This window comes from Microbacterium sp. LWO13-1.2, from assembly GCF_038397725.1.
Taxonomy (GTDB): Bacteria; Actinomycetota; Actinomycetes; order Actinomycetales; family Microbacteriaceae; genus Microbacterium.
Window position 1 is genome coordinate 836832 of sequence record NZ_CP151634.1, and the last position, 22124, is coordinate 858955.

The following is a 22124-nucleotide window of genomic DNA, read 5'->3' on the forward strand; positions in this document are numbered from 1 at the left end:
GCGTAGGCTATTTTAGCTTTGCTCCACAACGCAATCGAAAGGGGAACTGCACATGGCGGTGCCAAGCCAACTCTCGATCGTCGCCCGCGCCGCCCTGCATCTTCGTGACGTCGGCCCCGCCACAGTGAACGAGCTGTCGCGCGCCCTCGAGCTGTCGCGCACCTCCGTCGAGAACGCCGTGACCGCTCTGAGTGAATCGGGCACCATCGTCGACGCACCCGTCCGTGGAGGTGGAGGCGCCGGCCGCCCGGCCAGGAGCTACTCCTTCCACGCCGTGGCTGGCGCGATCGTCGGCGTGGACATCGGCGTCGCGAGCATCCGCGTCGTTCTCGCCGACCTCGCGGGCCGAGTCATCACCCAGCGCACTTTCCCCGGCGTCGCTGCACAGGGCGATGGAGCATCGAAGCTGGCAGCCGTCATCGACGATGTGCGCCAGACGCTCTCCTCCGCCTCGATCGCGACATCCAAAGTCAGGGCAGTGGGCGTCTCGCTCCCTGGCATCGTCGACGACTCCGGCCGCGTAACGACATCAGTGGTGATCCCCGAATGGTCAGGCATCGACATCGGCGCCCAACTGCGTCAGGCGTTCGGGTGCCCGGTCGCGGTCGACAACGGCGTGCGCCTGGCAGCCGTCGCCGAACACCACCTCGGCGTCGCCCAGCTCGTCGATGACGTCGTCTACCTCTCTGTCGGCAACCGGATCGCGATGGGACTGATTCTCGGCGGTCACCCTCGCCGCGGCATCCACAACGCCGCCGGCGACATCGGGCGCCTTGCTTTCCGTGGGTTGAACACAGGGACCGGTCAGATCACCTGGCGCACCGCACCGACCGCCGCTGAAGTGTTCGCTCTGGCGCGCGAAGGCGACCAGCAGGCGCAGACCGAGCTGGATGCCTTCATCGATGAGCTGGCCCATGGGATTGCGACTTTGATCATGACGGTGGACCCCGCGATGATCGTGATCGGCGGAGGGCTCTCCGCAGCCCACGAGCAGTTGCTCGACCCGCTCCGCGCGGCACTCCCTCGCCACCTCGGCCTACCGTTCCAGGTACCTCTCACCGAGGCACGTCTCGGGGCGGAGGCTGCGGCGCACGGGGCGCTCGTCCACGCGTTCCAGCGGCACGCATCCGCGATCTATGCGATCGACGACATGCCCGTCCCCCCGATCACCCCGATGCCGCATGACGTGGCCGTCACCGACCCCCTCGAGGAGAAGCAGTGAGCACGTTGAAGGTCGGACTCATCGGCGCCGGCGGGATCTCCCGCGTGCATGCAGACGCCTGGCGTGCACTGGGCGTCGCCGGATACGTGACCTCGCTGGCCGGTGCCGAGGAGATCGCCGAGGAGTACGGCTTCGAGCTCGTCGACGACGTCGATACTCTCATCGGACTCGTCGATGTCGTCGACATCGTGACCCCCAGCAGCACCCACGCCGACTTCGCGCTTCAGGCGATCACGCAGGGCCGCCATGTGATCTGCGAGAAGCCGCTCGCGGCGACGGCTGATGCTGCGGCGGCCCTCGCCCGCGCCGCCGAAGAAGCCGGGGTACGACTCTTTCCTGCTCATGTCGTGCGTTACATGGGCGAGTATCGACGCATCAAGGAGGGAATCGGCTCCGGGCGTATCGGCACCGTAGCAGTGCAGCGATTCAGCCGAGCGGGCTCCGCACCGCAGGCGCCGTGGTTCTTCTCCGAGAGCACCGGTGGCGGACTCATCCGCGACCTGATGATCCACGACATCGACCAGGCCCTCTGGTTCGCTGGACCGGTGGCGTCGGTGTACGCGGTGCAGAACCCACCGACCGTCGACGACCGAGTGCCCGCGCCCGTTACGTCCCACATCGTGCTCACCCACCGCAACGGTGTGATCAGCCACATCCACGGCAGCTGGGTCACCCCCGGAATGCCGTTCCGCACCAGCGTCGAGGTCGCCGGTTCCGAGGGGCGCCTTCGCTACGACAGTGCCGAGGATCACGCGTCGCGCACCGATACGGTGCTGACGGCCGGCGACACCGACTACCTGCCTCCGATGTCTCCGCAGGAGAGCCCGTACTACGCCGAGCTCGCCGACTTCGTCTCGGCACTGCGCCACGACCGAGACGCCCGTGTCACACCGTCAGACGGAATCGAGGCTGTCTCTGTGGCCGAGGCGGCCTACGACTCCATCGCCGCGGGTAAGCCCGTCGCCCTGCCCATCTTGGAGCTCGAGGAAGCCACCCGATGACCGCCCCCGCTCCTTTGAGGATCGCCGTCCTGTCGTTCGCACACACCCACGCGCTCAGTTACGTGCACGCTCTGAAGGCGATGCCAGGGGTCGAGCTCATCGCCGCCGACCCGGACGGCCGAGACGCTCGCGACGATGCTCCGCGCGGGGCCGAGCTCGCCGCTGAGCTCGGCGTCGCCTACGTCGACACTTACGATGAGGCTTTCGCCTGGCGACCGGACGCCGTCGTGGTCGCGGCGGAGAACTCGCGCCATCGAGAACTTGTCGAACGCGCAGCCGCGGCGGGCGTGCACGTGCTGTGCGAGAAGCCGTTGGCGACGACCGTCGACGACGCGATCGCCATGCGCGATGCCTGCGACCAGGCCGGTGTGATCCTCATGGTCGCGTACCCCGTGCGCTTCGCCCCCGCCGTGCGCGACGCCATCGCTGACTTGCGCAGCGGCCGACTCGGACGCGTGCTCGGGGTCACCGGGGTGAACAACGGCAAGCTCCCGCAGGATCGCGCCTGGTTCACCGACCCGGAGCTGGCCGGTGGCGGAGCGCTCGTCGACCACGTCGTGCATTGCGCCGATCTGCTCGACGAGTTGCTGGGTGAGCGCGCGGCCACGGTGCGCGCCGTATCGAACGGATTTCTGCACGCCGACCGCGAGCTCGCGGTCGAGACCGGCGGGCTCGTGACCATCCAGTACCCGAGCGGTGTCATCGCGACGATCGACTGCTCGTGGAGCTGGCCGATGAGCTCGGCCACATGGGGTGGACTCACACTGCAAGTGGTCGCCGAGCGCGGCACCGTCACGGTCAGTCCTTTCGCGAAGGGCATCGCGGGGCACGACGCCCGCGGCGAGACCTGGGATCCGGTCGGCGCAGATCTCGACGTTCTGCTGCTCGAGGAGTTCGTCGCCGCGGTTCGCGGCGACCGTCAGCCGCAGCCGGACGCCGGCGTCGGCATCCGTACCGTCGAGATCGCCAAGGCCGCGCAGGCCTCAGCAGCGCGCGACGGCGAGGTCGTCTCCTTGCACTGAATCGCACCAGCCCGCTGACGGCAGAGAGGCCAAACATGCAGACCCCGCAGACGAACCACAGTTGGCGAGAGCGCGCGATCGCCATCATGCCGGTCGGATCGAGCACGAACTCCAAGGCGCCGGTACTGCTTCCGGAAGAGCCGGAGGTGATCGTCCGGGGAAGCGGATGCCGGGTCTGGGACGACAGGGGCCGCGAGTTCATCGACTACCGGTGCGCGCTCGGGCCGATCACCCTCGGTTACGCCGATGACCGCGTCGACGCCGCAATCCGCGCGCAACTCGACGACGGCATCCTGTTCGGACATCCGCATCCGCTGGAGACCACGACGGCCGAGCTTTTCTGCTCTCTCGTGCCCGGCGCCGAAGCTGTGCGCTTCCTCAAGACCGGCGGTGAAGCGCTGGCCGCGGTGATCCGAATCGCCCGCGCGCACACGGGACGCGATCGGGTGGTGCAGATCGGGTACAACGGCTGGCTCAATTCGCTTGCAGCCGGTGCGCGTGTGCTTCCCGGGGCGACATCGGATGCCGTTCCCGGAGTGCCAGGGGCACTCGCCGAACTGCATCATGCGGTGGACTGGGACGACCGCGCGGCGCTCGATCAGCTGTTTCTCACGCGCGGCTCTGAGATCGCGCTCATCCTGATCGCCGCGGACTACCCTTCGTTGCCGGATTCCGCCGGCTTCTACCGGTACCTCAGGGATCTCGCCGATCGGCATGGGGCGCTGCTGGCGTATGACGAGATGGTCACCGGCTTCCGCGTGGCGCTGGGTGGCATGGCCGAGGAGACGGGCGTCGTCCCCGACCTATCCGTGTTCGGCAAGGGCGTCGCGAACGGAATGCCGCTTGCCGTGTACTGCGGGCGACGCGAGGTGCTCGATGTGCTCGATCGCGGGGAGGTCGTGGTTACGTCGACGTACGGGGGCGAGACGCTGTCGCTCGCGGCCGCCACCGCGACGATGACCGCGTACCGCGACGACGGGATCATCGCCCGCCTTCATGCGTCGGGCGTCCGGCTGCGAGATGGCATGAACTCACTGTTTGCGGAGGCCGGTGTCGGGCTCAGACTCGAAGGGCACCCTGCCTGCCCGCAGTTCGTCGGGGACGATGCGACGCTGCGCATCTTTCTGCGCGCAGCCTTCCGGAACGGGCTGTCCTTCTATCGCGTCGTCTACGTGAGCGACGCGCACACGGATGCCGACATCGACGAGACTCTGAACAGAGTCGCCCACGTGCTGAGCGAGATCACGGGTCCATGAGCGGCATCGACGCACATACGCATCTGGACGAGGGCCGGTTCGACCCCGAGGTGTTCGTCGCCGGCGAGCGCCTCGGAATCAACCTGTTCCTGTGCAGCAACATCGGCGCGTTCCAGCCGCACCCCGGGCTCGACGAGGTCAAGGAGATGAACAGCGTGCTGGTCGGCGAGCTGGGCCGCCACCCCGACCGCCTCCGCGGATACTGCTACGTCAACCCGCGCTTCGGGAAGGAGAGCCTGGACGATGTGCGACGCAACGTCGAGGAGCACGGCATGATCGGCATCAAGCTGTGGATCGCGACACTGGCCGACGATCCGCTCTGCGACCCGATCCTGGAGTACGCCGCGGAGCACCGACTCATTGTGCTCGCGCACGCCTGGCGCAAGACCGTCGGGCGCTTCCCGTATGAGTCGACAGCCGACAACATCGCCGCCGCCGCACGCCGCCACCCTGACGTGCGCTTCCTGATGGCGCACCTCGGCGGCCAACCCGAGTCTGCGCTGAATTCAGTCCGCGCGGTGCCGAACATCGCCGTCGACACCTCGGGGACGATCATCGGCGGTGGAGAGGTCGCCCTCGCGGTGGAGCGCCTCGGCATCGACAGGGTGGTCTTCGGCTCCGACCTTCATCACATCGATCTCGCAGCCAACGTCGGGAAGGTGCTCGGTGCGGGACTCGACACCGCTGCGGAGGAACGAGTGCTCGGTGGCACGGTCGCCCGCTGGCTCACGGAGGTGATCGCATGACCGCGCAGGGACGGATGCTGCTCAGCGGATTCGCGGAACTCGGCGCGACCGACACCACCTGCTTTCTCGGCCAGTGGCCGTTTCGGCTGTCGGCCGCCGCTGACGTCGAGAAACTCCGCGAATACGCGGACCGCCTCGGCCTGCGCTCGGTCTGGGTCTCGCACCTGGCCTCGCTGTTCGGCTTCGACACTCGCAGCGGCAACGAAGCCGTGCTCACGGCCTGCGCCGACGACCCGCTGTTCCGCGTCTTCGCGACGATCGATCCGCGTGACGACGACTGGCTGGCCGAGCTGGAGTGGGCGGCGGATGCGGGAGCGCAGGGGATCAGAGTTGCGCCGGGCTTCCACCGGTACGACGTCGCGGCCGCCCAGCCTGTGCTCGCCGCATGCGCAGAGCGGGAGTTGCCGCTGCAGCTGATTGCACGGCTAGACGATGCACGGGTTCGGCATCCACTCTCCCCCGCGGTCGACCTCGAGCTTCACCGGATCGCCGACCTGGTTCGGGATCGCCCCCAGCAACCGTTGCTGATCAGCGGGCTGAACCGTGCGGACTGGATCGAGCTGAACCGCCACCTCGGCGACGATGCGCCCGAGAGCATGCGGCTCGACCTCTGGCATGTCAACGGTCCGATGCACGTGGCCGACCGCCTCGGCGACGACCCGGAGCGCTGGGTGTTCGGCAGCGGCTTCCCTGTGCAGACGCCGGAGGCGACGGCACTGCAACTCGCGGCATCCGCGCTCTCCACTGACATGCTGCAGGCGATCACGTCCAGGAACGCCGCCTCCCTGATCTACGCCGACCCGATCGGGCCCTGACGCTCGCTCCGGTCGCGGCGTCGAGGACCCGCTCCGGTCGCAAAAAGTCCCGGAATTCGGACCGAATACCGGGCCTTTTTGCGACGGGAAGCGTCTGTCACTGACGCTGAGGAGGCGCGCTCTCGGGTCTGTCGATGCGTGAGATGACGTGGAGTGGGGCGTCGATCGGGTTGTCTGGTTCCATGTCCCCTTCACCGACCCGTCGGAAACCGGCCTTCTCGAGCGCCCGCCAGGATGCGACATTGCCCGCGACGACGCCGACGATGATCGCAGGGCAGTCCGGATAGCTCGACCACGTATCGGCGACCACGGCCCGGATGATCGCCGAGCCGAGCCCCTGCCCCGTGCGGGACAGATCGGCGATGAGATAGTCGATCGTCACCGCACCCGGCGGCACCTCGACGATCTCGCCGAGCTCCGCGAAGTCCTCGGCGTAGTCGGCGATGCGGGATCGCTGCACGAGCGCGGTCGGCTGACCGTCGACGAAGACGAGGAGATCTTCGCCTGCCTCCTCACCACGGGTACCGGGGCCGAAGTCTCTCGCCACCCCTTCCGGCGTGAAGTCGTGATGCCAGTAGCGGTGAACATGAGGCCTCGCGAGCCAGTCGCTGAGCAGCGGGAAGTCCGCCTCCACGACCGTTCTCCACTCGATGGTCGGCGCGCGTTCGTCGTCCCGCATGACCGAAGTCTCGCACGCAGCCGACGTCGTGCGACGAAGACGAACCTCACCGGTTGAGCGAAAGAGCCCGCTCCGGTCGCAAGAAGTCCCGGTATTCGAGCCGAATACCGGGACTTATTGCGACGAGAAGCTCTTGTCACTTCGTGGGACGGAACTGCCGCATCGGCGCGAGCGCCCAGATGCCGATCAGCGCGGCGGCGAGCGTGGCGGCAACCGCTGCCCATGGCACGCTTGCGGCACCTCCCTGCTCGTACGCGATGCCCGCGACGGCGGGCCCGACGAAGGCTCCGAGATTCAGGGCGACGGTCGCATACGCCCCGCCGAGGACCGGGGCATCCGTGGCTTCCCGGACGATGCGTCCGATCAGGGCGGATCCGACGGCGAACGACAGCGCCCCGCAGAGCACCGCGAGGAGCGTCAGCATCACGGGTGACGAGATCAGGACCGCGAACGCCGACCATGCGCCGGCGAGAGCGACCGTTCCGACCGAGATCCAGGCCCGCTCTCGCCGTGCCGCCCACCGACCGGTCGCGGCGACGCCGAGGAATGCGCCGACCCCGAACCCGGCGAGGAGCAGGGGAATCAGAGCGACATCGATGCCGGCATCCGCCCCGATCACTCCGAGGAAGGTGAAGACCCCGAAGGTCGCGGCGTTGACGAGAACAGCGAGCATGATCGCACCGAGCACCGGGCGCCGACGGAGCTCGGCGAGTTCACCGACGAGACGGATGCGCGGTGTCACCGCGTTCTGCGTGAGCGAACGATCCAGGAGCAGCGCGATCAATGCCGGCAGACAGAGCAGCACCACACCCCAGAACGTCGCCCGCCACCCGAACGCGTTCGCGACGAGGGCTCCCGCCGGCACACCGACGATCGTGGCCAGCGTGGTGCCGGCGAGAAGTGTCGCGACGGCCCGGGTCGTCTGACCGGCCGGAACCAGTCGGCCCACCGTCGCGAGAGCGACAGCGAGGAAACCGGCGTTCGCGAGAGCCGCAATCACTCGCGTGGTCAGCAGCACCTCGAACGACGGGGCGATCGCGCCGACGACGTGCGCGAGCACGAACACCAGGAGAAACGAGATGAGCGCGCGGCGTGGACTCCAGCGCGCGCCGATCAGCGCCATCGCCGGAGCGCCGACGACCATGCCGATGGCGAAGGCCGAGGTGAGAGTCCCGACGGTCGCGGGCGATACCGCCAGCTCGTCGGAGATCGGAAGGAGGAGGCCGGCGAGCATGAACTCGCTGGTGCCCTGAGCGAAGATCGCCAGAGCAAGGACATAGAGCAAGAAGGGCATGAAGCATCCAGACGTGCGAGGTCGCGTCATCCCGCAGGAGAGCGACTGAGCGAAGAGGGGTCGGCAGGATGCGGGGAGCGCACGACGTGCGACTCGACCCGCGACCTAGCGTCTGTCTGCTTCAGGACTCACAACGAGAAGCCTACGCCTCGAATGTACTCAGGAAGCGGCGTCGAGCTCTCTGACCTCGACACCGTCGACCTCGAGCTCGTCATCGAGCTGCACCAGGATCCGCGACGTGGGGAACTGCTTCGGCGCGAGGAAGGAGAGCAGCACGGCGTCGGCGAACACGACGACCGAGGTGGCCTCCAGATCATCGCGCAGGTCGATCTGCTCGATCACCGGCTCGTCATCGACCGCATCCTCGATATCGTCGGCGACCTCGTCGATCACGGCCCGCCAGCGCGATTCGCCCACCGAGAGGATGCGCGAGACGGCCTCGATGAGCGCGTCCTGATCGAGCTCGTCCTCGTCGTCCTCATCCTGGAGTTCCGGGTCGACGTTGACCGTCACGACGGCGCCGGCGGCGTCGATGCTCGCCCGCCCGTAGATCAACCCGTTCTCGGCGACCGGTTCATCGAGCAGACCGCTGTCGACGATGCGTGCGAGGAGAGAATCGAGCTGAGCGGAAGACATGAGACCAGTCTTTCGCATCCGGCCCCGGCGTGGGGCGCGGCGTTCACGACTGCGCAAAGTGGGGCCGGATCCCTGTGGATCCGGCCCCACCCGCGCCGTTCGTGCGTTACTGCCGCGAACCGATCTCCTCGACCGGTCGACCTCGCATCGCCGAGCGCGTCGCCACGGCCAGCGCCGCCAGCGCGAGAGCGCACATCGAACCGATCACGACCAGCGACTGCAGGAGCGGCAGCGTCGGGATCGGCTGCCCGCTGATCCCCATGCTCATTCCGATGAGCGGCGGGATGGCGATCGCGACACCGAACACCATCGCGATCAGCGCGAGCATCACCGCCTCGGTGCGCATCATGCCGCGCACCTGACGGCGGGACGCACCGATCAGCTGCAGGAGTGCGAACTCCCGCGACCGCTCACCGGTCGCCATCATCAACGTGTTCACCACGGCGATCGCGATGTAGCCGAGGATGACGATCAGAGCGACCGCGTTCACCCAGCCCTGCTGCGAGCGCCCGTCGGCACCCGCCGCCTGGGCTCCGCTGCCACCGCCGACCACGAATCCGGCATCCGTCAGTGCGGTGCGCACGTTCTCGACGTCGTCACCCGCGTTGACCAGGGCGAATCCGCTCAGCGCACTGGTGGTGTGCTGGCGAACCACCTCGCCCGACATCGTGATGTCGCCGAATCCCAGTCCACGTCCGTAGATCGCGACCACCTCCGACTCGAAAGGCACCCCGTCGCCGAAGCGTCCGACGAGTGTGTCGCCGACATCGAGACCGAGGGTCTGCCTGGCATCCGTGCTGAGCGCGACCTCACCGGCACCGGCGAGGGCGTCCAGAGAGCCCTCCTTGACCTGAAGATCCATCGTGCTCTCCGCGGCATCCGTATCGATGCCCTGCAGCACGAGCGCAGTGCGGGTGATCTCCTCTTTTCCGAGTTCGTGATGATCGAGAACGGCCTGGCTCACCGTGACCGGGTTGACCGCGACGACTCCGGCCTGCTCCTCGATCACCTGGATGCCCTCATCCGACAGCCCGCCGGGTGCGCTCACCCGCAGCTGGGAGATCACACCCGCCTGCATCTGGGCGTTCGCCTCGCTGGCGATCATGGCGGGGGCGCCGAGCTGGACGAGCCCCAGCGAGATCCCCAAGGCGATCGGAGTGATCGCACTGGCCAGTCGGCGCGCATTGACCGTGCCGTTCGCAGAAGCGAGGAACCCCGCCGCCGACGTCTTCCGGAGCACCGCTCCGATGAAGCGCACGGTGAAGCTCACCAGCACAGGCCCGAGCAGCGCGAGCGCGATGATCAGGATGATCGATGCCCCCGCCGCCGCACCCGCTGCGCTCTGACCGCGCACGACGAGCGGCACCGTCGAGATCGAGAGGCCCGCAGCCGCGAAGACGATTCCGGTGATCATGCGTCCGAGGCTGACCGATGTCGGCCCGGTGGCCGATTCGCGCAGCGCCTCGATCGGGTCGATCTTCGCCGGACGGCTGGCAGCGATCCGAGCCGCACCCCACGCAGCGCCGAGCACGAGCAGCGCTGCGACGGCGGCCGGAATCGGGCTCGCAGCGAGTGCGAAGTCACCGGGGATCACTCCGGCCTGGACGAACGCGCCCTGCAGCACGGTGGCGAGGAAGTATCCGGGAACGATGCCGATCGCCGCTGCGATCGCCGAGACCGTCAGCACCTCTCGTGCGACCAGGCGGTGCACCTGTGCGGAGCTCGCCCCGACCGCACGGAGCAGAGCGAAGTCGCGGCGGCGCGACTGCACCGACAGCGAGAGCGTGCCCGAGACGATGAACATCGCCACGAGAAGGCAGGTGCCGGCGAAGGCGGAGCCGATGGAGACGAGCGATGCCCGCGCCGCCCCGGAATCGAGGAACTCGACATCGCCCCGGCCGGCGCCCGTCTGCGCGGTGACCTCGGGGAATCGTTCGGAGATGGCGTCGGCCAGAGCCTGCGGCGTCGTGCCGTCAGCGGCGAAGACGCCGAGGATCTGGGCGTCGCCGTTTCCGGAGTCGAGCTGCGCGATGCGGGCCTCACTGAGGAACACGTGCCCGATTCGCACCGGTTCGGTCGCGGCATCCGCGATGCCGACGACGCGGTACTCGGCGCGGTCGCCGCCGTGCGACAGGGTCAGCACATCGCCGAGACCGGCGGTCGATGAGGCGGTGACGACGACCTCGTCACGCCCCGATGGTGCGTTGCCCGAACTGATCTCGAAGCCGCTCAGAGCGGATGTCGACCACGGATGCGCCTCGATGGGACCTGCATCCGAGGCGAGCGTGACCGTGACGTCGGCGACGACCGCCTCGACACCGGGGAGCGCGGCGATGGCGTCGGCCGCGTCGTCCGGAAGCGATGCCCGCTCGACGAGCGGTACCGGGAGGTCTTCCGGGACATCGACGGCCTGGCTGCCGCCGACGATGACATCGGCGTTCGTGTAGCGCTCGGGGGCGAGTCCCCCGCGCATGCCGGATTCGACGAGAACGCCGAGACCCGTGATGAGGGCCGTGGCCACGAGCACAGACACGGCGACGCCGACGAAGCTGCCCGGGTTGTGGCGCAGATCGGCGCGGACGAGTCGGCCGAAGCCGAGGTGAGTGGTCGCCATCACCACTCCCCGAGCGCGCTCATGCGGTCGGTGATCTGCGCGGGGCTCGCTCCGTCGAGGTGACCGGCGAAGGCGCCGTCGGCGAGGAAGATCACCCGATCGGCGTGCGAGGCGACCACCGGGTCGTGGGTGACGACGACGACCGTCTGATCCAGTTCGCGTGCGGTGTGCGCGAGAAGGTCGAGCACCTGCTTGCCGGAGCGCGAGTCGAGGGCGCCAGTGGGTTCATCGCCGAAGACGACGTAGGGACGGGTGACGAGCGCACGGGCGATCGCGACCCGCTGCTGCTGACCGCCGGAGAGCTCGGAGGGCCGACGGTCACGGCGATCGGCGAGGCCGACGGATTCGAGGAGGAAGTCCAGCCATGCTCGCTCGACGGAACGGCCAGCGAGCAGCAGCGGCAATGTGATGTTCTCCTCCACCGACAGCGCCGGAAGAAGGTTGTACGCCTGGAAGACGAAGCCCACGTGGTCCCGTCGGAACGCGGTGAGCGCCTTGCGCCGCATCCCCGAGATCTCGGTTCCGCCGAGACGGACCGTTCCCGTGCTGGGAGTGTCGAGACCGGCCGCGCAGTGCAGCAGCGTGCTCTTGCCGGAGCCGGACGGTCCCATGATCGCGGTGAAGGTGCCGCGCCCGAGAGTGAGGTTGACGCCGCGGAGTGCGGTGACGGCGTTGGCGCCGGAACCGTACTTCTTGACGACGGATTCAAGACGCAGGGCCTCGGTGGATTGCGGCATCGCTGGGGCGGCACCGGGAAGAAGTGAAGTCATGCTTCGACGATAGAAAGGTTCGAACGGCGGCCCCATCCAGCAGAACACCGCATCGATGGTGGTGCTGGCTATACCGTGCGAGGACGTCCGCTGCGGCAGACTTGCAGGATGGGTGAACGGATGCGGCGCTGGCTGCGCGACTGGCGATTCGTCGCCGTCGAGGCGGGGGCGTCCGTCGTCTCCGTGATCCTGTTCTGCCTCGGTCTCGCATTGCTGCCGATCATGCTCATCACCGGTGGAGTGCTGTTGATGCCGGAGGCGGTGAAGGCTCTGCGCTGGTGGAGCGACATCGCCCGCGACCGCATCGGCAAACGCCGCGGCGAGCAGATCTTCGGATCCGCCAGTGTGCTGCCGAACAGGTCGACCATCGACGAGCGACTGCGCTTCGCGTTCTCGCGCTCAGCCGGCCGCGATGCGCTGTGGCTCACCGTTCATGCGCTGCCGGTGCTGTTCATCACGCTCACGACGGTGCTGATCCCGTTCGGCGTTGTCAACTCGCTCGCCGTCATGTTCTATTGGCAGTTCGCACCGGCCGATGATCCCATCACAGCGCCGTACCCAGTGACATCGTGGGAGCTCGCGGCGACCATGCCGCTCGTCTCGCTCGCCTACGCGGTCGTCTCGTGGTGGCTCATCCCCGCCGTCGCGCAGCTGCTCACCTGGATCTCGGCGCGGCTGCTCGCCGCTCCCCCGAAGACGCTCCTCGCCGAACGAGTGGATGCGCTGACCCTCAGCCGCGCGGCGGCCCTCGACGCGCACGCGTCAGAACTGCGTCGCATCGAACGCGACCTGCACGACGGCGCACAGAACCGGCTGGTCAGCGTGGTGATGATGCTGGGCCTCGCGGAGCGCGCACTCGAGACCGGCGCGGGCGACGCCCTCGCTCCGCTCCGACGAGCGCAGGATGCCGCGACCGACGCGCTGGCGGGTCTGCGTCGCACCGTGCACGACATCTACCCCCCGATCCTTGACGAACTGGGGCTCGAAGGAGCATTGGCGTCATTGGCCGGGCGGAGCGTCGTTCCGTGCACCCTCGAGATCGACGATGTGCGTCGGGTACCGGCCGCGGTCGAGTCGGCGAGCTACTTCGTCGTCGCCGAAGCGCTCACCAATGTGAACAAGTACAGTGAGGCCGCCCACGTGGTGGTGCGGGTCTCGCGCGACGACGACCGTCTGCTGATCGACGTCGAAGACGACGGGGGCGGCGGTGCCACCGAGCGCCCCGGTGGGGGGATCGCCGGCATTCGACGGCGCGTCGAGGCCTTCGAGGGCACCCTGACAGTGACGAGTCCGGCCGGCGGCCCGACTCAGATGAGAGCGGAGCTGCTGTGCGGATCGTGATCGCCGAAGACGACACCCTGCTGCGCGAGGGGCTCGCTCTCCTGCTGCGCAGCGAAGGTTTCGATGTCATCGCCACCGTCGACAACGGGATCGACTTCCTCACCCACCTCGACGACGCGGATGCCGCGGTGCTCGACGTGCGGATGCCGCCGACCTTCACCAGCGAGGGCTTGAAGGCTGCTGCCGAGGCACGATCGCGTCGTCCCGGGTTCCCCGTGCTGGTGCTCTCGGCCTATGTCGAGGACCGGTACGCCGGTGAGCTGCTCGCGGCCGGAGCCGATGGGCTCGGCTACCTGCTCAAGGAGCGCGTCGGCAAGGTGGCGTCGTTCGTGGATGCGCTGCGCCGCGTGGCCGCCGGCGGCACCGTGATGGACCCGGAGGTGATCTCCCAGCTGATGAGCCGACGCCGCGCCGACGACCCAGTGCAGAGCCTCACCCCGCGTGAACGCGAAGTGCTCGATCTCATGGCCGAAGGCCTCGACAACACCACGATCGCCGGGCGCCTCTTCGTCACCGAGACCGCGGTGAGCAAGCACATCGGCAACATCTTCGCGAAGCTCGGCCTCGCCTCCAGCGACAGCGGGCATCGCCGGGTGCTCGCCGTGCTGGCGTATCTGCGCAGCTGACCCTCGGCATCCACCACCTGTCGTCGGGCGCGACGAAACGCTCCGCCCGGTGTTCCCCCCTCCGGCGGAGCGTTTCGTCGCGCCCGTCACACGGTGCGCAGCGCAGCCGTCGGCGACAGCCGCGCCGCACTGACTGCCGGGTACAGCCCGGCGATCACACCGACCGCGAGCGCGACGATCGGTCCGCCGACCAGCACGGCGACCGGAATCGTCGCGACCTGCGACTGGATCGCCGCATAGACGAAGACCCCGATACCTCCCAGCAGGACCCCGGCGAGGCCGCCGAGGCCCCCCAGCACGATCGCCTCCGCGACGAACTGTCCGGCGATCTGGCCCGACCGCGCACCCAGCGCGCGCCGGAGTCCGATCTCACCACGGCGCTCCAGCACCGCCACCACCATGGTGTTCGCGATGCCGATGCCACCGACGAGCAGTGCGATCGCTGCGAGGCCGACCGCGAGTCCTGAGAGCGAATCGTTCGCCGTCTCGCGCGCACCGGCGAGGTCACCGAGCCCGCTCACCTGAACATATTCAGAGGAGGGGTTGGCGGCGCGGGCGACCGCTTCCCGCACGGCCTCGCTGGTCTTGCCGTCGGCCATGCGCACATAGATGGACGCGATGGTGTCGTCATCCTTGCCCGATACGTGCTCGGCTGCCCAGCGATCGCCGAGGAACGCGCTCGCGTCGATGCTCTCCGCGAGCCCGGCGGCATCGAGGATGCCGATGACGGTGTACCACTGCTCGCCGATCCAGACCCGCACCCCCGGCGCCGTGACGCCCATGCGCGCCGCGGCGGACGCTCCGAGCACCGTCACCGGCAGCGAGCGGTTGGCATCGTCGAACCAGGTGCCCTGCGCCACGGAACCCTCGACCGACGAGAGGAAGTCCGGGCTGGCCGCGTACGCGGTCAATCCGTTGCCCTGGCTCTCCGGGATGAGGTCGTTGCGGTAGACGCCGGTGCCCTCCGGCACCTTCTCGAGCACCCCGACCTCTTCCACACCGTCGACGCGGCCGATCATTCCCGGAGAGGTGTCCGGCAGCGGAACCGGCTTGTTGTCCGGGCCGTATCCCGGCTCGACGACGAGCATGTTGGCTCCGAGCGAGTCGAGTTCGGCGAGCAGTTCGGCCTGGTTGGATGCTGCGATGCCGGTGATCGCGGTGAGCGCGGCGATACCGACCGCGACACCGAGAGCCGAGAGCGCCGTCCGCATCTTGCGGCTGCGCGGGCCGATCAGCGCCGTGCGGATGCTGTCGGCGACGCTCAGCCGCGGCATCCGATCGCCTCGGCGCCTCATCGTCCGCTCCCCACGAGATCGACCAGCGCCGTATCGCTCACCAACCGGCCGTCATGGATGTTCAGCCGCCGCTGCGTGCATGACGCGATATGGGAGTCGTGGGTGATGATCACGACGGCCGTGCCCGCATCCGAGATGGAGGTGAGCAGCTCGAGGATGCGTTCCCCGGTGCTCGAGTCGAGAGCTCCCGTCGGTTCATCGGCGAACAGCACCGACGGCTCTCCGACCACCGCCCTCGCGATCGCCACGCGTTGCTGCTCGCCGCCGGACAGTTGTCCTGGCCGGTGCTTCATGCGAGCGCCGAGCCCCACCCGTTCGAGGGCCACAGCGGCACGAGAGAGACGCTCCGCGGCGGGCACGCCCGAGTACAGCAAGCCGAGGGCGACGTTCTCCAGCGCGCTGAGCGCCGGCAGCAGGAAGAACTGCTGGAACACGAAACCGATCCGGCGAGCGCGCAAGGCGGCCCGTTCCCGTTCGCCGAGGGCGGCGACATCGGTCCCGTCGATCAGCACCGTGCCGCTGGTGGGATCGTCGAGGGTGCCCATGATCGAGAGCATGGTGCTCTTTCCCGATCCCGATGCCCCGACCACCGAGACCAGCTCGCCGCTCCCGATGGCCAGGCTCACATCGTGCAGCACTCGAAGCGGCGGGCTGCCCGGGTACTCCTTGACCACGTCGATGAGCTCCACCACGGTGTCGGTGTCGACCGTGTCCGACTCGACGGCAGCCGGAATCACGATGTCCGCGAGCGCCGCCTCCGACATCACCGAGCCCGACACCGCCGGAGTGGACACGGTGGTACCCGGCATCACTGCGCCACCACCACGGCATCACCTTCGGCGAGGTCTCCACCGACGATCTGCACCCGGGAGTCGGCGATGAGCCCGACCTCCACGGCCACGCGCTCGACCTTCCCCTTCTTGTGCAGCACGTCCACGGCGTAGCCTCCGTCTGTGGTCGCCACGAGAGCGGTGACCGGCACGACGAGGGCATCCTTCACCTCCGAGGTCGCGAACACGACCTTCACCGCGCGCAGACCGATCCCCTGCCCCGCCGCCGGGTCGGTGAAGTCGACAGTGGCCGTCGGCGGGGTGGTCTCGCCCTCCTTCTCGGTCGGCTGGCCACCGACGTCGACAGCGGTGATCGTCGACGGCACCTCCGTGCCGTCCGGAAGGATGACCGTCACCGGGGTACCGGGCAGGATCTCTCGTGCCTGCGCATCGGTGAGCTTGGCGATCACGCGCAGGCCGGTGCTCGTGTACGTGAGAGGGCTCGAACTCGCCGGATCCCCCAGCTTCGCCTTGACCGCTTCGACGCGCACCGACGCGGCCGTGATGGCCACGATGTCACCCAGCGCGACGACCCCGGTCTGAGGAACGCCGAGCGACTTCTGCCACGCTTTGATCGACGCTGTCGTGACCTTCGTGAACTCGTCATCGACGGTGAGATCGGTGCCGAATCCGAGGTCGGCGAGGGCCTGCTCCAGCTGGCGGACATCGGGGCCGTCCTCCACCTCGGCACCCAGGTCGCGCCAGAAGGGCCGCTCACCCCGAACGGCGATCACCGGCCTGCCGTCGACTTCGTAGACCGCTTGGCCGACGCCGATGACATCCCCGGCCTTCGGCAGCCTCGTGATCGTTCCGCCACGACCGGGGAGAGGAATGGATGCGCCGTAGCTGAGGCTGCCGTTGAGGCGCAGGTCGGAGGTGAGAGTGGTGAGCTCGGCGAGCGCCGTGACGGGTCCGTCATCACCCTTGTCCGCGGCCTCGGCGGCCGATTGCCACGGCTGCAGCACGGCCAGCGCTATTCCCGCCGCCACCAGCACGAGCGCGATCGGGGAGAGGATCCAGGCTGCTCGGCGACTCATTTCTCACCCTCGGGGATCACGGTCGCCTGCATGAAGCCGCCTTCGAAGAACTCGCCGATCACCGCGAACCAGTCGAAGTCGAGCGATTCGATGCTCTTCTGATCGATGAACGGCGGCATCTCCCCCAGCTCGTCCTCGCAGGCCGTGAGCAGAGCGCGGGCTTCGTCTTCAGTGATCCCTGCGGGCAGCTGGAGCATCCCGTCGGCGTCGGGGTCGGCGAAGTCAGCGAAGCCGTTCTCGCGTGCACAGCCGGCGAACGCCAGGCTCGCCTTGATCATGGCCTCCGCATCGAACTTGAGCGCCTCCGTCGCCTCCGCACCCGACATGTCGGGTTCGGGCTGTGCGAACTCGGGGACCTTCTCCTCGCAGGTCGCCCATGCCTCGCGCTGACCGCCTTCCTCGGGGTAGCCGTTGGCCGTCGTCGAAGCCATCCACGTGCCGTCGTCGTCTGTGGAGATCATCGTCATGCCCTTGTCTTCGCCGTCCCCTTCGCCGAACGCCATGGAACCGCCATCCACAGTTCCCAGGGGACTGTCTTCCGGGGCGTCCGGCATGAGCATGCCGACCTGACCGCCTTCGATGATCTTCGCCGTCTGACCTTCGCCGGTCAGGCAGGTCACGAATCGGGCGGCAGCGGCGTCGTTGGCCGCGTCGTCCTTCTTGTCTGCTGCCGGTGCCGCGCAGGCGGCGAGTGCGACGACCGTCAGGATGACGGGGATCGCTGCTAGCGAGCGGCGTGCTTTCACGGTGAACATGTCATTCCCTCTCTCGCGGTCGCAGCTCGTCCGCAACCCTGCAGTCAGTTCTATGGAGGCGGTGGTTTGCTAGCGGTATGAGCCCGCCTAACCGGAAACTAACCGCGGCGCATGCACCCTCGGATGAGGGAGGTGCCATGCGGCTGCTGCTGGTCGAGGACGAGGCCGATCTGGCCGACACGCTGGCCGATGGCCTGCGCCGCGAGGGGTACCTCGTGGATGTCGCGCGCGACGGCTCGAGCGCGTTGAGCGCGGCCGCGTCGTCCGACATCGACGTGATCGTGCTCGACCGCGATCTGCCTGTGCTGAACGGCGATGCGGTGTGCCGCACGCTGGTCGCGCAGCAGTATCCGGCCCGCATCCTGATGCTCACCGCCGCCGGTACGCTCAATGACCGGGTCGAGGGGCTCGATCTCGGTGCGGATGACTACCTCGCCAAGCCGTTCGCCTATGTGGAGCTGCTCGCCCGGATCCGAGCCCTCAGCCGCCGCAGCAACTCGGCCAGGCCGAACGCGGTCCTCGAATTCGCCGGAGTACGTCTCGATGTGATGAGACGCGTCGTCGAGCGAGACGGCGTGCCGATGAGGCTTACCCTCAAGGAGTTCGGTGTGCTGGAGGCGCTGCTCGCGGCCGAGGGCGGCTACGTGAGCTCGGATGACCTGCTCGACGACGTGTGGGACGAACCGCTGGAGCGCACCCGCGGCGTGGTCAAGATCGTGGTGCACACGCTGCGCCGCAAACTCGGGGCACCAGCGGTGATCCAATCCGCCGCCGGCCACGGCTATCGGATGGGGACGACATGAGACGCATGAGTTTTCGCACGCGGCTGGTGATCATCATCACCGGTGTGTTCATCGCGGCCGGAGCCGCTCTGCTCGCCGTGCAGTACCTGGTCGTGCAGGGGTTGTTCGCCTCGGCGATCACGTTCACCGCCCAGAGCTGTGTGCCGGCGACCTCGATCTCCGGCACCCCGGGATTCACCGACGTGAACGGTCTCGTCGAGAACACGGCGATCCCGGATGCCACGACGATCGACGGCACGACGGCGACCGGTTGCACCTACTTCGACACGGTGTCGATCGCAGCGGAGACGGCGGCTCCCCTCGAGGGCGCGCAGATCGACACGATCGGCGGAGCGGTGCTGCAGCAGTCCACGTTCCTCGCCGACGAGGTCGGCGGCGGGCTGCTGCTGTGGTCGATCGTGACACTCGTGGCCTTCACCGGGGTCGCCGCCGCCATCGCGTTCTGGCTCGCCCAGCGTTCGCTCGATCGCATCGGAGAGGTCACCGCCACCGCGCGCGACATCTCCGAGCGCGATCTGGGCCGTCGCCTCGACCTGCCAGGACCGGACGACGAGATCAAAGAGCTCGGCGACACGATCGACGGCATGCTCGACCGACTGCAGACGGCCTTCACCGCACAGGACCGATTCGTCGCGAACGCCTCGCACGAGCTGCGCACGCCCCTCACCACGACGCGCACCGCACTGGAGATCCCCCTGGAGCAGGGCAGCGTGCCCGCAGAGCTCGAACCCAACATGCGCCGTGCGCTCCGCGCCACCGAACAGAGCGAGCGCCTCATCACCGCACTCCTCACACTCGCCCGTTCACGGACAGGTCTGGAGAGCACCGAGACCGTCGAACTCGGCGAGGTGATCGAGGCCGAGGTCGACGAACTCGCCCGGCAGGACGTGCTCGTGCACACCGACATCGCAGCGATATCGGTCGAGGGCGACGGCGTGCTCCTCGCACGAGCCGTGCGCAATCTTCTCGAGAACGGCGTACGTCACAACGTGCCCGACGGCGAATTGTGGGTGCGGTGCCGCCGTGAGGGCGACCACGCGGTGATCGAGGTGGAGAACACCGGAGCGCCCATCGCCGCATCGACCCTGTCGCTGCTCACCGAGCCGTTCTACCGCGGAGATGCGAGTCGCACCTCCGCGGGGCCGGACGGCACCGGCCTCGGCCTCGCCATCGTGCAGAGCATCGCGACGACCCACGGCGGCGAGGTGCAACTGACCGCTCGGAAGGGCGGCGGACTGATCGCCGCCCTCCGCGTACCCGCGGCGACCGTCTGAAGACACCGCCGCAGGCCTCGGCCGCTAGATCAGGACTGCGGCCAGTCCTCGACCTTGACGAGCGTGCGGCCGCGGAGCGTGTAGATGACACCCTCCTCGTCGACGTTGAGGTGCGGGCCGCTGTACCAGCCGCCGTTGATGTCCGCCACGACGACTGTCACCGCGAACGTCTTCGGGTCGATCCGGAAAAGGGTCGAGTCGGACACGCCGTAGATCACTCCGCGTGCCGCCTTGAGCGCCGCGAAGCCCTTGACCAGCGCGCCGTGGTCGGCGGTGTGCACGATCTTCTGACGCGACCGGTCGATCACGACGAGCCCGCCCTTGATCGTGAGGGCGAAGAGGTGGCGGCCGTGGCTCTCCAGCGCGGCGATCCCGTTCGGCAACCCGGTCTCGATGCGCCAGAGCTCGCGGGCCTCCACCGGATCCCACGCGACGACCGTGCCGCGGGGGCCGGTCTTCTGCGCGTTGTCGCCGCCGAGATAGGCGACGCCGTCGACAGCGATCACCGCACGCACGAGCTGAACCGCGTCGATCGGATTGACCGCACAGGTGCTGGCGCCGGTCGCCGGGTCGTAGGTCCACAACGAACCGCCGCCCTCGGTGTCCGCCTGAGCTGCGACGAGGAGCAGTCCGTTGTCCGCATCCCAGTTCGTGTCCAACGGACGGTTCTGCGCCGAGGGGAACGACGCCGCCCGGCGGAACGGCTCACCCGAACGCGGGTCGTACGCCCAGATCCCCTGGGAGCTGTACTGACCGGTGTACAGGACGCCGTCAAGGACCTCGGCATCCTTCGCCTCCCCCGGCACCCGCAGATTCGTGACGCCGCCACCGGCAAGGTCGTGTCGCGCGATGGTGCCGTTGCCGCCGACGTACGCGAATCCGGCACCGACCGCGATGCCCATGCACGTCTGCGCGCTGACGGGCGCTCCGGCCTCGCCGAGGTCGATCTGCTCGATGACTGAGCCATCGACGTCGAGGTGGACGACGACACCGTAACCGGAGGTGACGGCGAGGCCGCCCTCCCACGGGTCGACGCCCCAGATCTCGCCGAGGTCGACGCCGGGGGTGACCGCGTCGAGCGAGCCCTGCGCCGGATTCCAGCGGATCAGTCCTGTCTCGTTGGCGCAGAAGACGTCTTCTCCCAGGACCGCGAAGTTCTTCGCCGTCTTGCCCACCGAGGTGGCGACACTGTACGAGGCGTGGTCATCGAGCGAGATCGCGGCGAGCTTGGTCGGCTGCGTGGAGCCCGCCGTCGACACCAGCAGCCGGTCGCCGTCCACGGCGAGCTCGCGGATGCTCGGATCCGGCATCATCTCGGACGGCGTGATGTCGGTGTAGACGCGACTCACCCGGTCGTAGGCGTACAGCGCCGCCCGGCCGGTTGCTCCTCCGCCGCCCAGCGTGCTGCCCGCACCGAAGTACACGGTGGTGTCGGTCGCCGCGACGGCACGGGCCAGCGTGACCGCTGCACTGGGGACGCCGAGGCTCGTGACCGCCCCGCTCGCCGGGTCGTACTGCCAGAGCGCGGGCGCACCCGTGCCGCCGCCGCCCACGGCGAACAGCGTGCCGTCGGGGGATACTGCGAGGTCGCGCACATCGCGGTCGCCGATGCGGCCGATCGCGACGGCGGCGGAGTCCGGGGAGTTCAGGTCCCAGCGGTAGAGGTTCGGCTGCGGGCCGCCGGACTTCTGCAGGATGCCGGCGTAGAGCACCCGGCGGACCGGGTCTACGGCGAGCGCCTGCACGCTGTGGCCGGTCTGCAGCGTGGTGGAACGGATGACGCGGCGAGCGGCGACGTCGAGCGCGATCAGACCGGTCGGCTCCAGGTTGCGCGAGCCGATGTAGCAGACGCCGTCGAGCATCACGCCGCTCATCAGCGCGTACTGCATGACGCCGGGACCGATGTCGGTGATCCGGGTGGAATGCGCTGTCGCCGGACGCTTCGGCCCGGCAGGGCGCGGCGCGGCCGCGAACGCCGGTGAGACGGTGGCAGCCGTCATACCCGCGGCGAGGATGCCGGACAGCCCGAGCTGCAGCGCGGTGCGGCGGGAGACGTTCTGTGAGGGGGACATGTGAACTCCTTCGGTCTTCATTGAACGGGGATGATT

Annotated in this window: 20 protein-coding genes; 10 read left to right on the forward strand and 10 right to left on the reverse strand. The window is 68.5% G+C overall.

All coding sequences use genetic code 11. The annotated features are described in order from the left end of the window. Window positions 1-52: 52 nt before the first annotated feature. The 6 genes from MRBLWO13_RS03950 to MRBLWO13_RS03975 are packed head-to-tail and all read left to right on the forward strand — an operon-like array spanning window position 53 to window position 6062. Window positions 53-1222 carry an ROK family protein gene (locus MRBLWO13_RS03950; RefSeq protein WP_341976494.1) on the forward strand — a complete coding sequence of 390 codons (1170 nt, stop codon included), beginning with the start codon at window positions 53-55 and terminating at the stop codon, window positions 1220-1222. After that, window positions 1219-2223 carry a Gfo/Idh/MocA family oxidoreductase gene (locus MRBLWO13_RS03955; protein ID WP_341976495.1) on the forward strand — a complete coding sequence of 335 codons (1005 nt, stop codon included), beginning with the start codon at window positions 1219-1221 and terminating at the stop codon, window positions 2221-2223. The genes MRBLWO13_RS03950 and MRBLWO13_RS03955 overlap by 4 nt, the downstream gene beginning before the upstream one ends. Continuing rightward, window positions 2220-3245 (forward strand): Gfo/Idh/MocA family oxidoreductase, encoded by a 1026-nt coding sequence (locus MRBLWO13_RS03960; RefSeq protein WP_341976496.1) that lies wholly within the window; start codon window positions 2220-2222, stop codon window positions 3243-3245. The genes MRBLWO13_RS03955 and MRBLWO13_RS03960 overlap by 4 nt, the downstream gene beginning before the upstream one ends. 35 nt (window positions 3246-3280) lie before the next feature. After that, window positions 3281-4501 (forward strand): aminotransferase class III-fold pyridoxal phosphate-dependent enzyme, encoded by a 1221-nt coding sequence (locus MRBLWO13_RS03965; protein WP_341976497.1) that lies wholly within the window; start codon window positions 3281-3283, stop codon window positions 4499-4501. Beyond that, window positions 4498-5247: an amidohydrolase family protein gene (locus tag MRBLWO13_RS03970; RefSeq protein WP_341976498.1), complete on the forward strand. Its 750-nt coding sequence runs from the start codon at window positions 4498-4500 to the stop codon at window positions 5245-5247. The genes MRBLWO13_RS03965 and MRBLWO13_RS03970 overlap by 4 nt, the downstream gene beginning before the upstream one ends. Continuing rightward, window positions 5244-6062, forward strand: a complete 819-nt coding sequence (locus MRBLWO13_RS03975) for an amidohydrolase family protein (RefSeq protein WP_341976499.1) — start codon at window positions 5244-5246, stop codon at window positions 6060-6062. Before MRBLWO13_RS03970 ends, MRBLWO13_RS03975 begins: the two co-directional genes overlap by 4 nt. A 97-nt stretch (window positions 6063-6159) precedes the next feature. On the opposite strand, the gene MRBLWO13_RS03980 is transcribed toward MRBLWO13_RS03975, so the two are convergent. The 5 genes from MRBLWO13_RS03980 to MRBLWO13_RS04000 all read right to left on the reverse strand — a co-directional run bounded on the left by MRBLWO13_RS03980 (window position 6160) and on the right by MRBLWO13_RS04000 (window position 12055). Beyond that, the gene (locus tag MRBLWO13_RS03980; protein ID WP_341976501.1) at window positions 6160-6741 is read right to left on the reverse strand and encodes a GNAT family N-acetyltransferase; all 582 of its coding nucleotides are present in this window, start codon (window positions 6739-6741) and stop codon (window positions 6160-6162) included. Between the two features lie 136 nt (window positions 6742-6877). Continuing rightward, window positions 6878-8035: an MFS transporter gene (locus tag MRBLWO13_RS03985; protein WP_341976503.1), complete on the reverse strand. Its 1158-nt coding sequence runs from the start codon at window positions 8033-8035 to the stop codon at window positions 6878-6880. A gap of 159 nt (window positions 8036-8194) precedes the next feature. Continuing rightward, complete coding sequence (locus MRBLWO13_RS03990) at window positions 8195-8671, reverse strand: cytochrome C5 (RefSeq protein ID WP_341976504.1); 477 nt, start codon at window positions 8669-8671, stop codon at window positions 8195-8197. A gap of 106 nt (window positions 8672-8777) precedes the next feature. Next, window positions 8778-11285, reverse strand: coding sequence for an FtsX-like permease family protein (locus MRBLWO13_RS03995; protein WP_341976505.1), 2508 nt, complete (start codon window positions 11283-11285; stop codon window positions 8778-8780). Further along, window positions 11285-12055: an ABC transporter ATP-binding protein gene (locus tag MRBLWO13_RS04000; protein WP_341976506.1), complete on the reverse strand. Its 771-nt coding sequence runs from the start codon at window positions 12053-12055 to the stop codon at window positions 11285-11287. Before MRBLWO13_RS04000 ends, MRBLWO13_RS03995 begins: the two co-directional genes overlap by 1 nt. A 108-nt stretch (window positions 12056-12163) precedes the next feature. Here MRBLWO13_RS04000 and MRBLWO13_RS04005 point away from each other — a divergent pair, with 108 nt between their 5' ends. Both MRBLWO13_RS04005 and MRBLWO13_RS04010 read left to right on the forward strand, forming a co-directional pair. Next, entirely contained in the window at window positions 12164-13396 is a 1233-nt protein-coding gene (locus MRBLWO13_RS04005) for a sensor histidine kinase (protein WP_341976507.1), read from the forward strand. Next, window positions 13384-14022 carry a response regulator transcription factor gene (locus tag MRBLWO13_RS04010; protein ID WP_341976508.1) on the forward strand — a complete coding sequence of 213 codons (639 nt, stop codon included), beginning with the start codon at window positions 13384-13386 and terminating at the stop codon, window positions 14020-14022. The genes MRBLWO13_RS04005 and MRBLWO13_RS04010 overlap by 13 nt, the downstream gene beginning before the upstream one ends. Window positions 14023-14108: 86 nt before the next feature. Here the strand turns inward: MRBLWO13_RS04010 and MRBLWO13_RS04015 are convergent, their stop codons facing one another. From MRBLWO13_RS04015 to MRBLWO13_RS04030, 4 genes are read right to left on the reverse strand one after another with little or no spacing between them, the layout of a single operon-like run. After that, entirely contained in the window at window positions 14109-15317 is a 1209-nt protein-coding gene (locus MRBLWO13_RS04015; RefSeq protein ID WP_341976509.1) for an ABC transporter permease, read from the reverse strand. Then, complete coding sequence (locus tag MRBLWO13_RS04020; protein WP_341976510.1) at window positions 15314-16126, reverse strand: ABC transporter ATP-binding protein; 813 nt, start codon at window positions 16124-16126, stop codon at window positions 15314-15316. The genes MRBLWO13_RS04015 and MRBLWO13_RS04020 overlap by 4 nt, the downstream gene beginning before the upstream one ends. Then, entirely contained in the window at window positions 16126-17184 is a 1059-nt protein-coding gene (locus MRBLWO13_RS04025) for a peptidoglycan-binding protein (protein WP_341976511.1), read from the reverse strand. Before MRBLWO13_RS04025 ends, MRBLWO13_RS04020 begins: the two co-directional genes overlap by 1 nt. Then, window positions 17181-17939 (reverse strand): hypothetical protein, encoded by a 759-nt coding sequence (locus MRBLWO13_RS04030; protein ID WP_341976513.1) that lies wholly within the window; start codon window positions 17937-17939, stop codon window positions 17181-17183. The genes MRBLWO13_RS04025 and MRBLWO13_RS04030 overlap by 4 nt, the downstream gene beginning before the upstream one ends. A 137-nt stretch (window positions 17940-18076) precedes the next feature. Here MRBLWO13_RS04030 and MRBLWO13_RS04035 point away from each other — a divergent pair, with 137 nt between their 5' ends. Both MRBLWO13_RS04035 and MRBLWO13_RS04040 read left to right on the forward strand, forming a co-directional pair. Further along, on the forward strand, window positions 18077-18742 hold the full coding sequence (locus MRBLWO13_RS04035) for a response regulator transcription factor (protein WP_341976514.1): 666 nt from the start codon (window positions 18077-18079) through the stop codon (window positions 18740-18742). Between the two features lie 5 nt (window positions 18743-18747). Next, window positions 18748-20016 (forward strand): ATP-binding protein, encoded by a 1269-nt coding sequence (locus MRBLWO13_RS04040; RefSeq protein ID WP_341976515.1) that lies wholly within the window; start codon window positions 18748-18750, stop codon window positions 20014-20016. 29 nt (window positions 20017-20045) lie between these two features. Here MRBLWO13_RS04040 and MRBLWO13_RS04045 read toward each other — a convergent pair whose 3' ends face one another. Then, window positions 20046-22088 carry a hypothetical protein gene (locus MRBLWO13_RS04045; RefSeq protein WP_341976516.1) on the reverse strand — a complete coding sequence of 681 codons (2043 nt, stop codon included), beginning with the start codon at window positions 22086-22088 and terminating at the stop codon, window positions 20046-20048. Between the last annotated feature and the right edge of the window lie 36 nt (window positions 22089-22124).

What these genes read in the sequence shown, in the direction of transcription:
- MRBLWO13_RS03950 (WP_341976494.1), top strand. Translation starts at nt 53, where the DNA reads ATGGCGGTGCCAAGCCAACTCTCGATCGTCGCCCGCGCCGCCCTGCAT.
- MRBLWO13_RS03960 (WP_341976496.1), top strand. Translation starts at nt 2,220, where the DNA reads ATGACCGCCCCCGCTCCTTTGAGGATCGCCGTCCTGTCGTTCGCACAC.
- MRBLWO13_RS03965 (WP_341976497.1), top strand. Translation starts at nt 3,281, where the DNA reads ATGCAGACCCCGCAGACGAACCACAGTTGGCGAGAGCGCGCGATCGCC.
- MRBLWO13_RS03970 (WP_341976498.1), top strand. Translation starts at nt 4,498, where the DNA reads ATGAGCGGCATCGACGCACATACGCATCTGGACGAGGGCCGGTTCGAC.
- MRBLWO13_RS03975 (WP_341976499.1), top strand. Translation starts at nt 5,244, where the DNA reads ATGACCGCGCAGGGACGGATGCTGCTCAGCGGATTCGCGGAACTCGGC.
- MRBLWO13_RS03980 (WP_341976501.1), bottom strand. Translation starts at nt 6,741, where the DNA reads ATGCGGGACGACGAACGCGCGCCGACCATCGAGTGGAGAACGGTCGTG.
- MRBLWO13_RS03985 (WP_341976503.1), bottom strand. Translation starts at nt 8,035, where the DNA reads ATGCCCTTCTTGCTCTATGTCCTTGCTCTGGCGATCTTCGCTCAGGGC.
- MRBLWO13_RS03990 (WP_341976504.1), bottom strand. Translation starts at nt 8,671, where the DNA reads ATGTCTTCCGCTCAGCTCGATTCTCTCCTCGCACGCATCGTCGACAGC.
- MRBLWO13_RS03995 (WP_341976505.1), bottom strand. Translation starts at nt 11,285, where the DNA reads ATGGCGACCACTCACCTCGGCTTCGGCCGACTCGTCCGCGCCGATCTG.
- MRBLWO13_RS04000 (WP_341976506.1), bottom strand. Translation starts at nt 12,055, where the DNA reads ATGACTTCACTTCTTCCCGGTGCCGCCCCAGCGATGCCGCAATCCACC.
- MRBLWO13_RS04005 (WP_341976507.1), top strand. Translation starts at nt 12,164, where the DNA reads ATGGGTGAACGGATGCGGCGCTGGCTGCGCGACTGGCGATTCGTCGCC.
- MRBLWO13_RS04015 (WP_341976509.1), bottom strand. Translation starts at nt 15,317, where the DNA reads ATGAGGCGCCGAGGCGATCGGATGCCGCGGCTGAGCGTCGCCGACAGC.
- MRBLWO13_RS04020 (WP_341976510.1), bottom strand. Translation starts at nt 16,126, where the DNA reads ATGCCGGGTACCACCGTGTCCACTCCGGCGGTGTCGGGCTCGGTGATG.
- MRBLWO13_RS04025 (WP_341976511.1), bottom strand. Translation starts at nt 17,184, where the DNA reads ATGAGTCGCCGAGCAGCCTGGATCCTCTCCCCGATCGCGCTCGTGCTG.
- MRBLWO13_RS04030 (WP_341976513.1), bottom strand. Translation starts at nt 17,939, where the DNA reads ATGTTCACCGTGAAAGCACGCCGCTCGCTAGCAGCGATCCCCGTCATC.
- MRBLWO13_RS04035 (WP_341976514.1), top strand. Translation starts at nt 18,077, where the DNA reads ATGCGGCTGCTGCTGGTCGAGGACGAGGCCGATCTGGCCGACACGCTG.
- MRBLWO13_RS04040 (WP_341976515.1), top strand. Translation starts at nt 18,748, where the DNA reads ATGAGTTTTCGCACGCGGCTGGTGATCATCATCACCGGTGTGTTCATC.
- MRBLWO13_RS04045 (WP_341976516.1), bottom strand. Translation starts at nt 22,088, where the DNA reads ATGTCCCCCTCACAGAACGTCTCCCGCCGCACCGCGCTGCAGCTCGGG.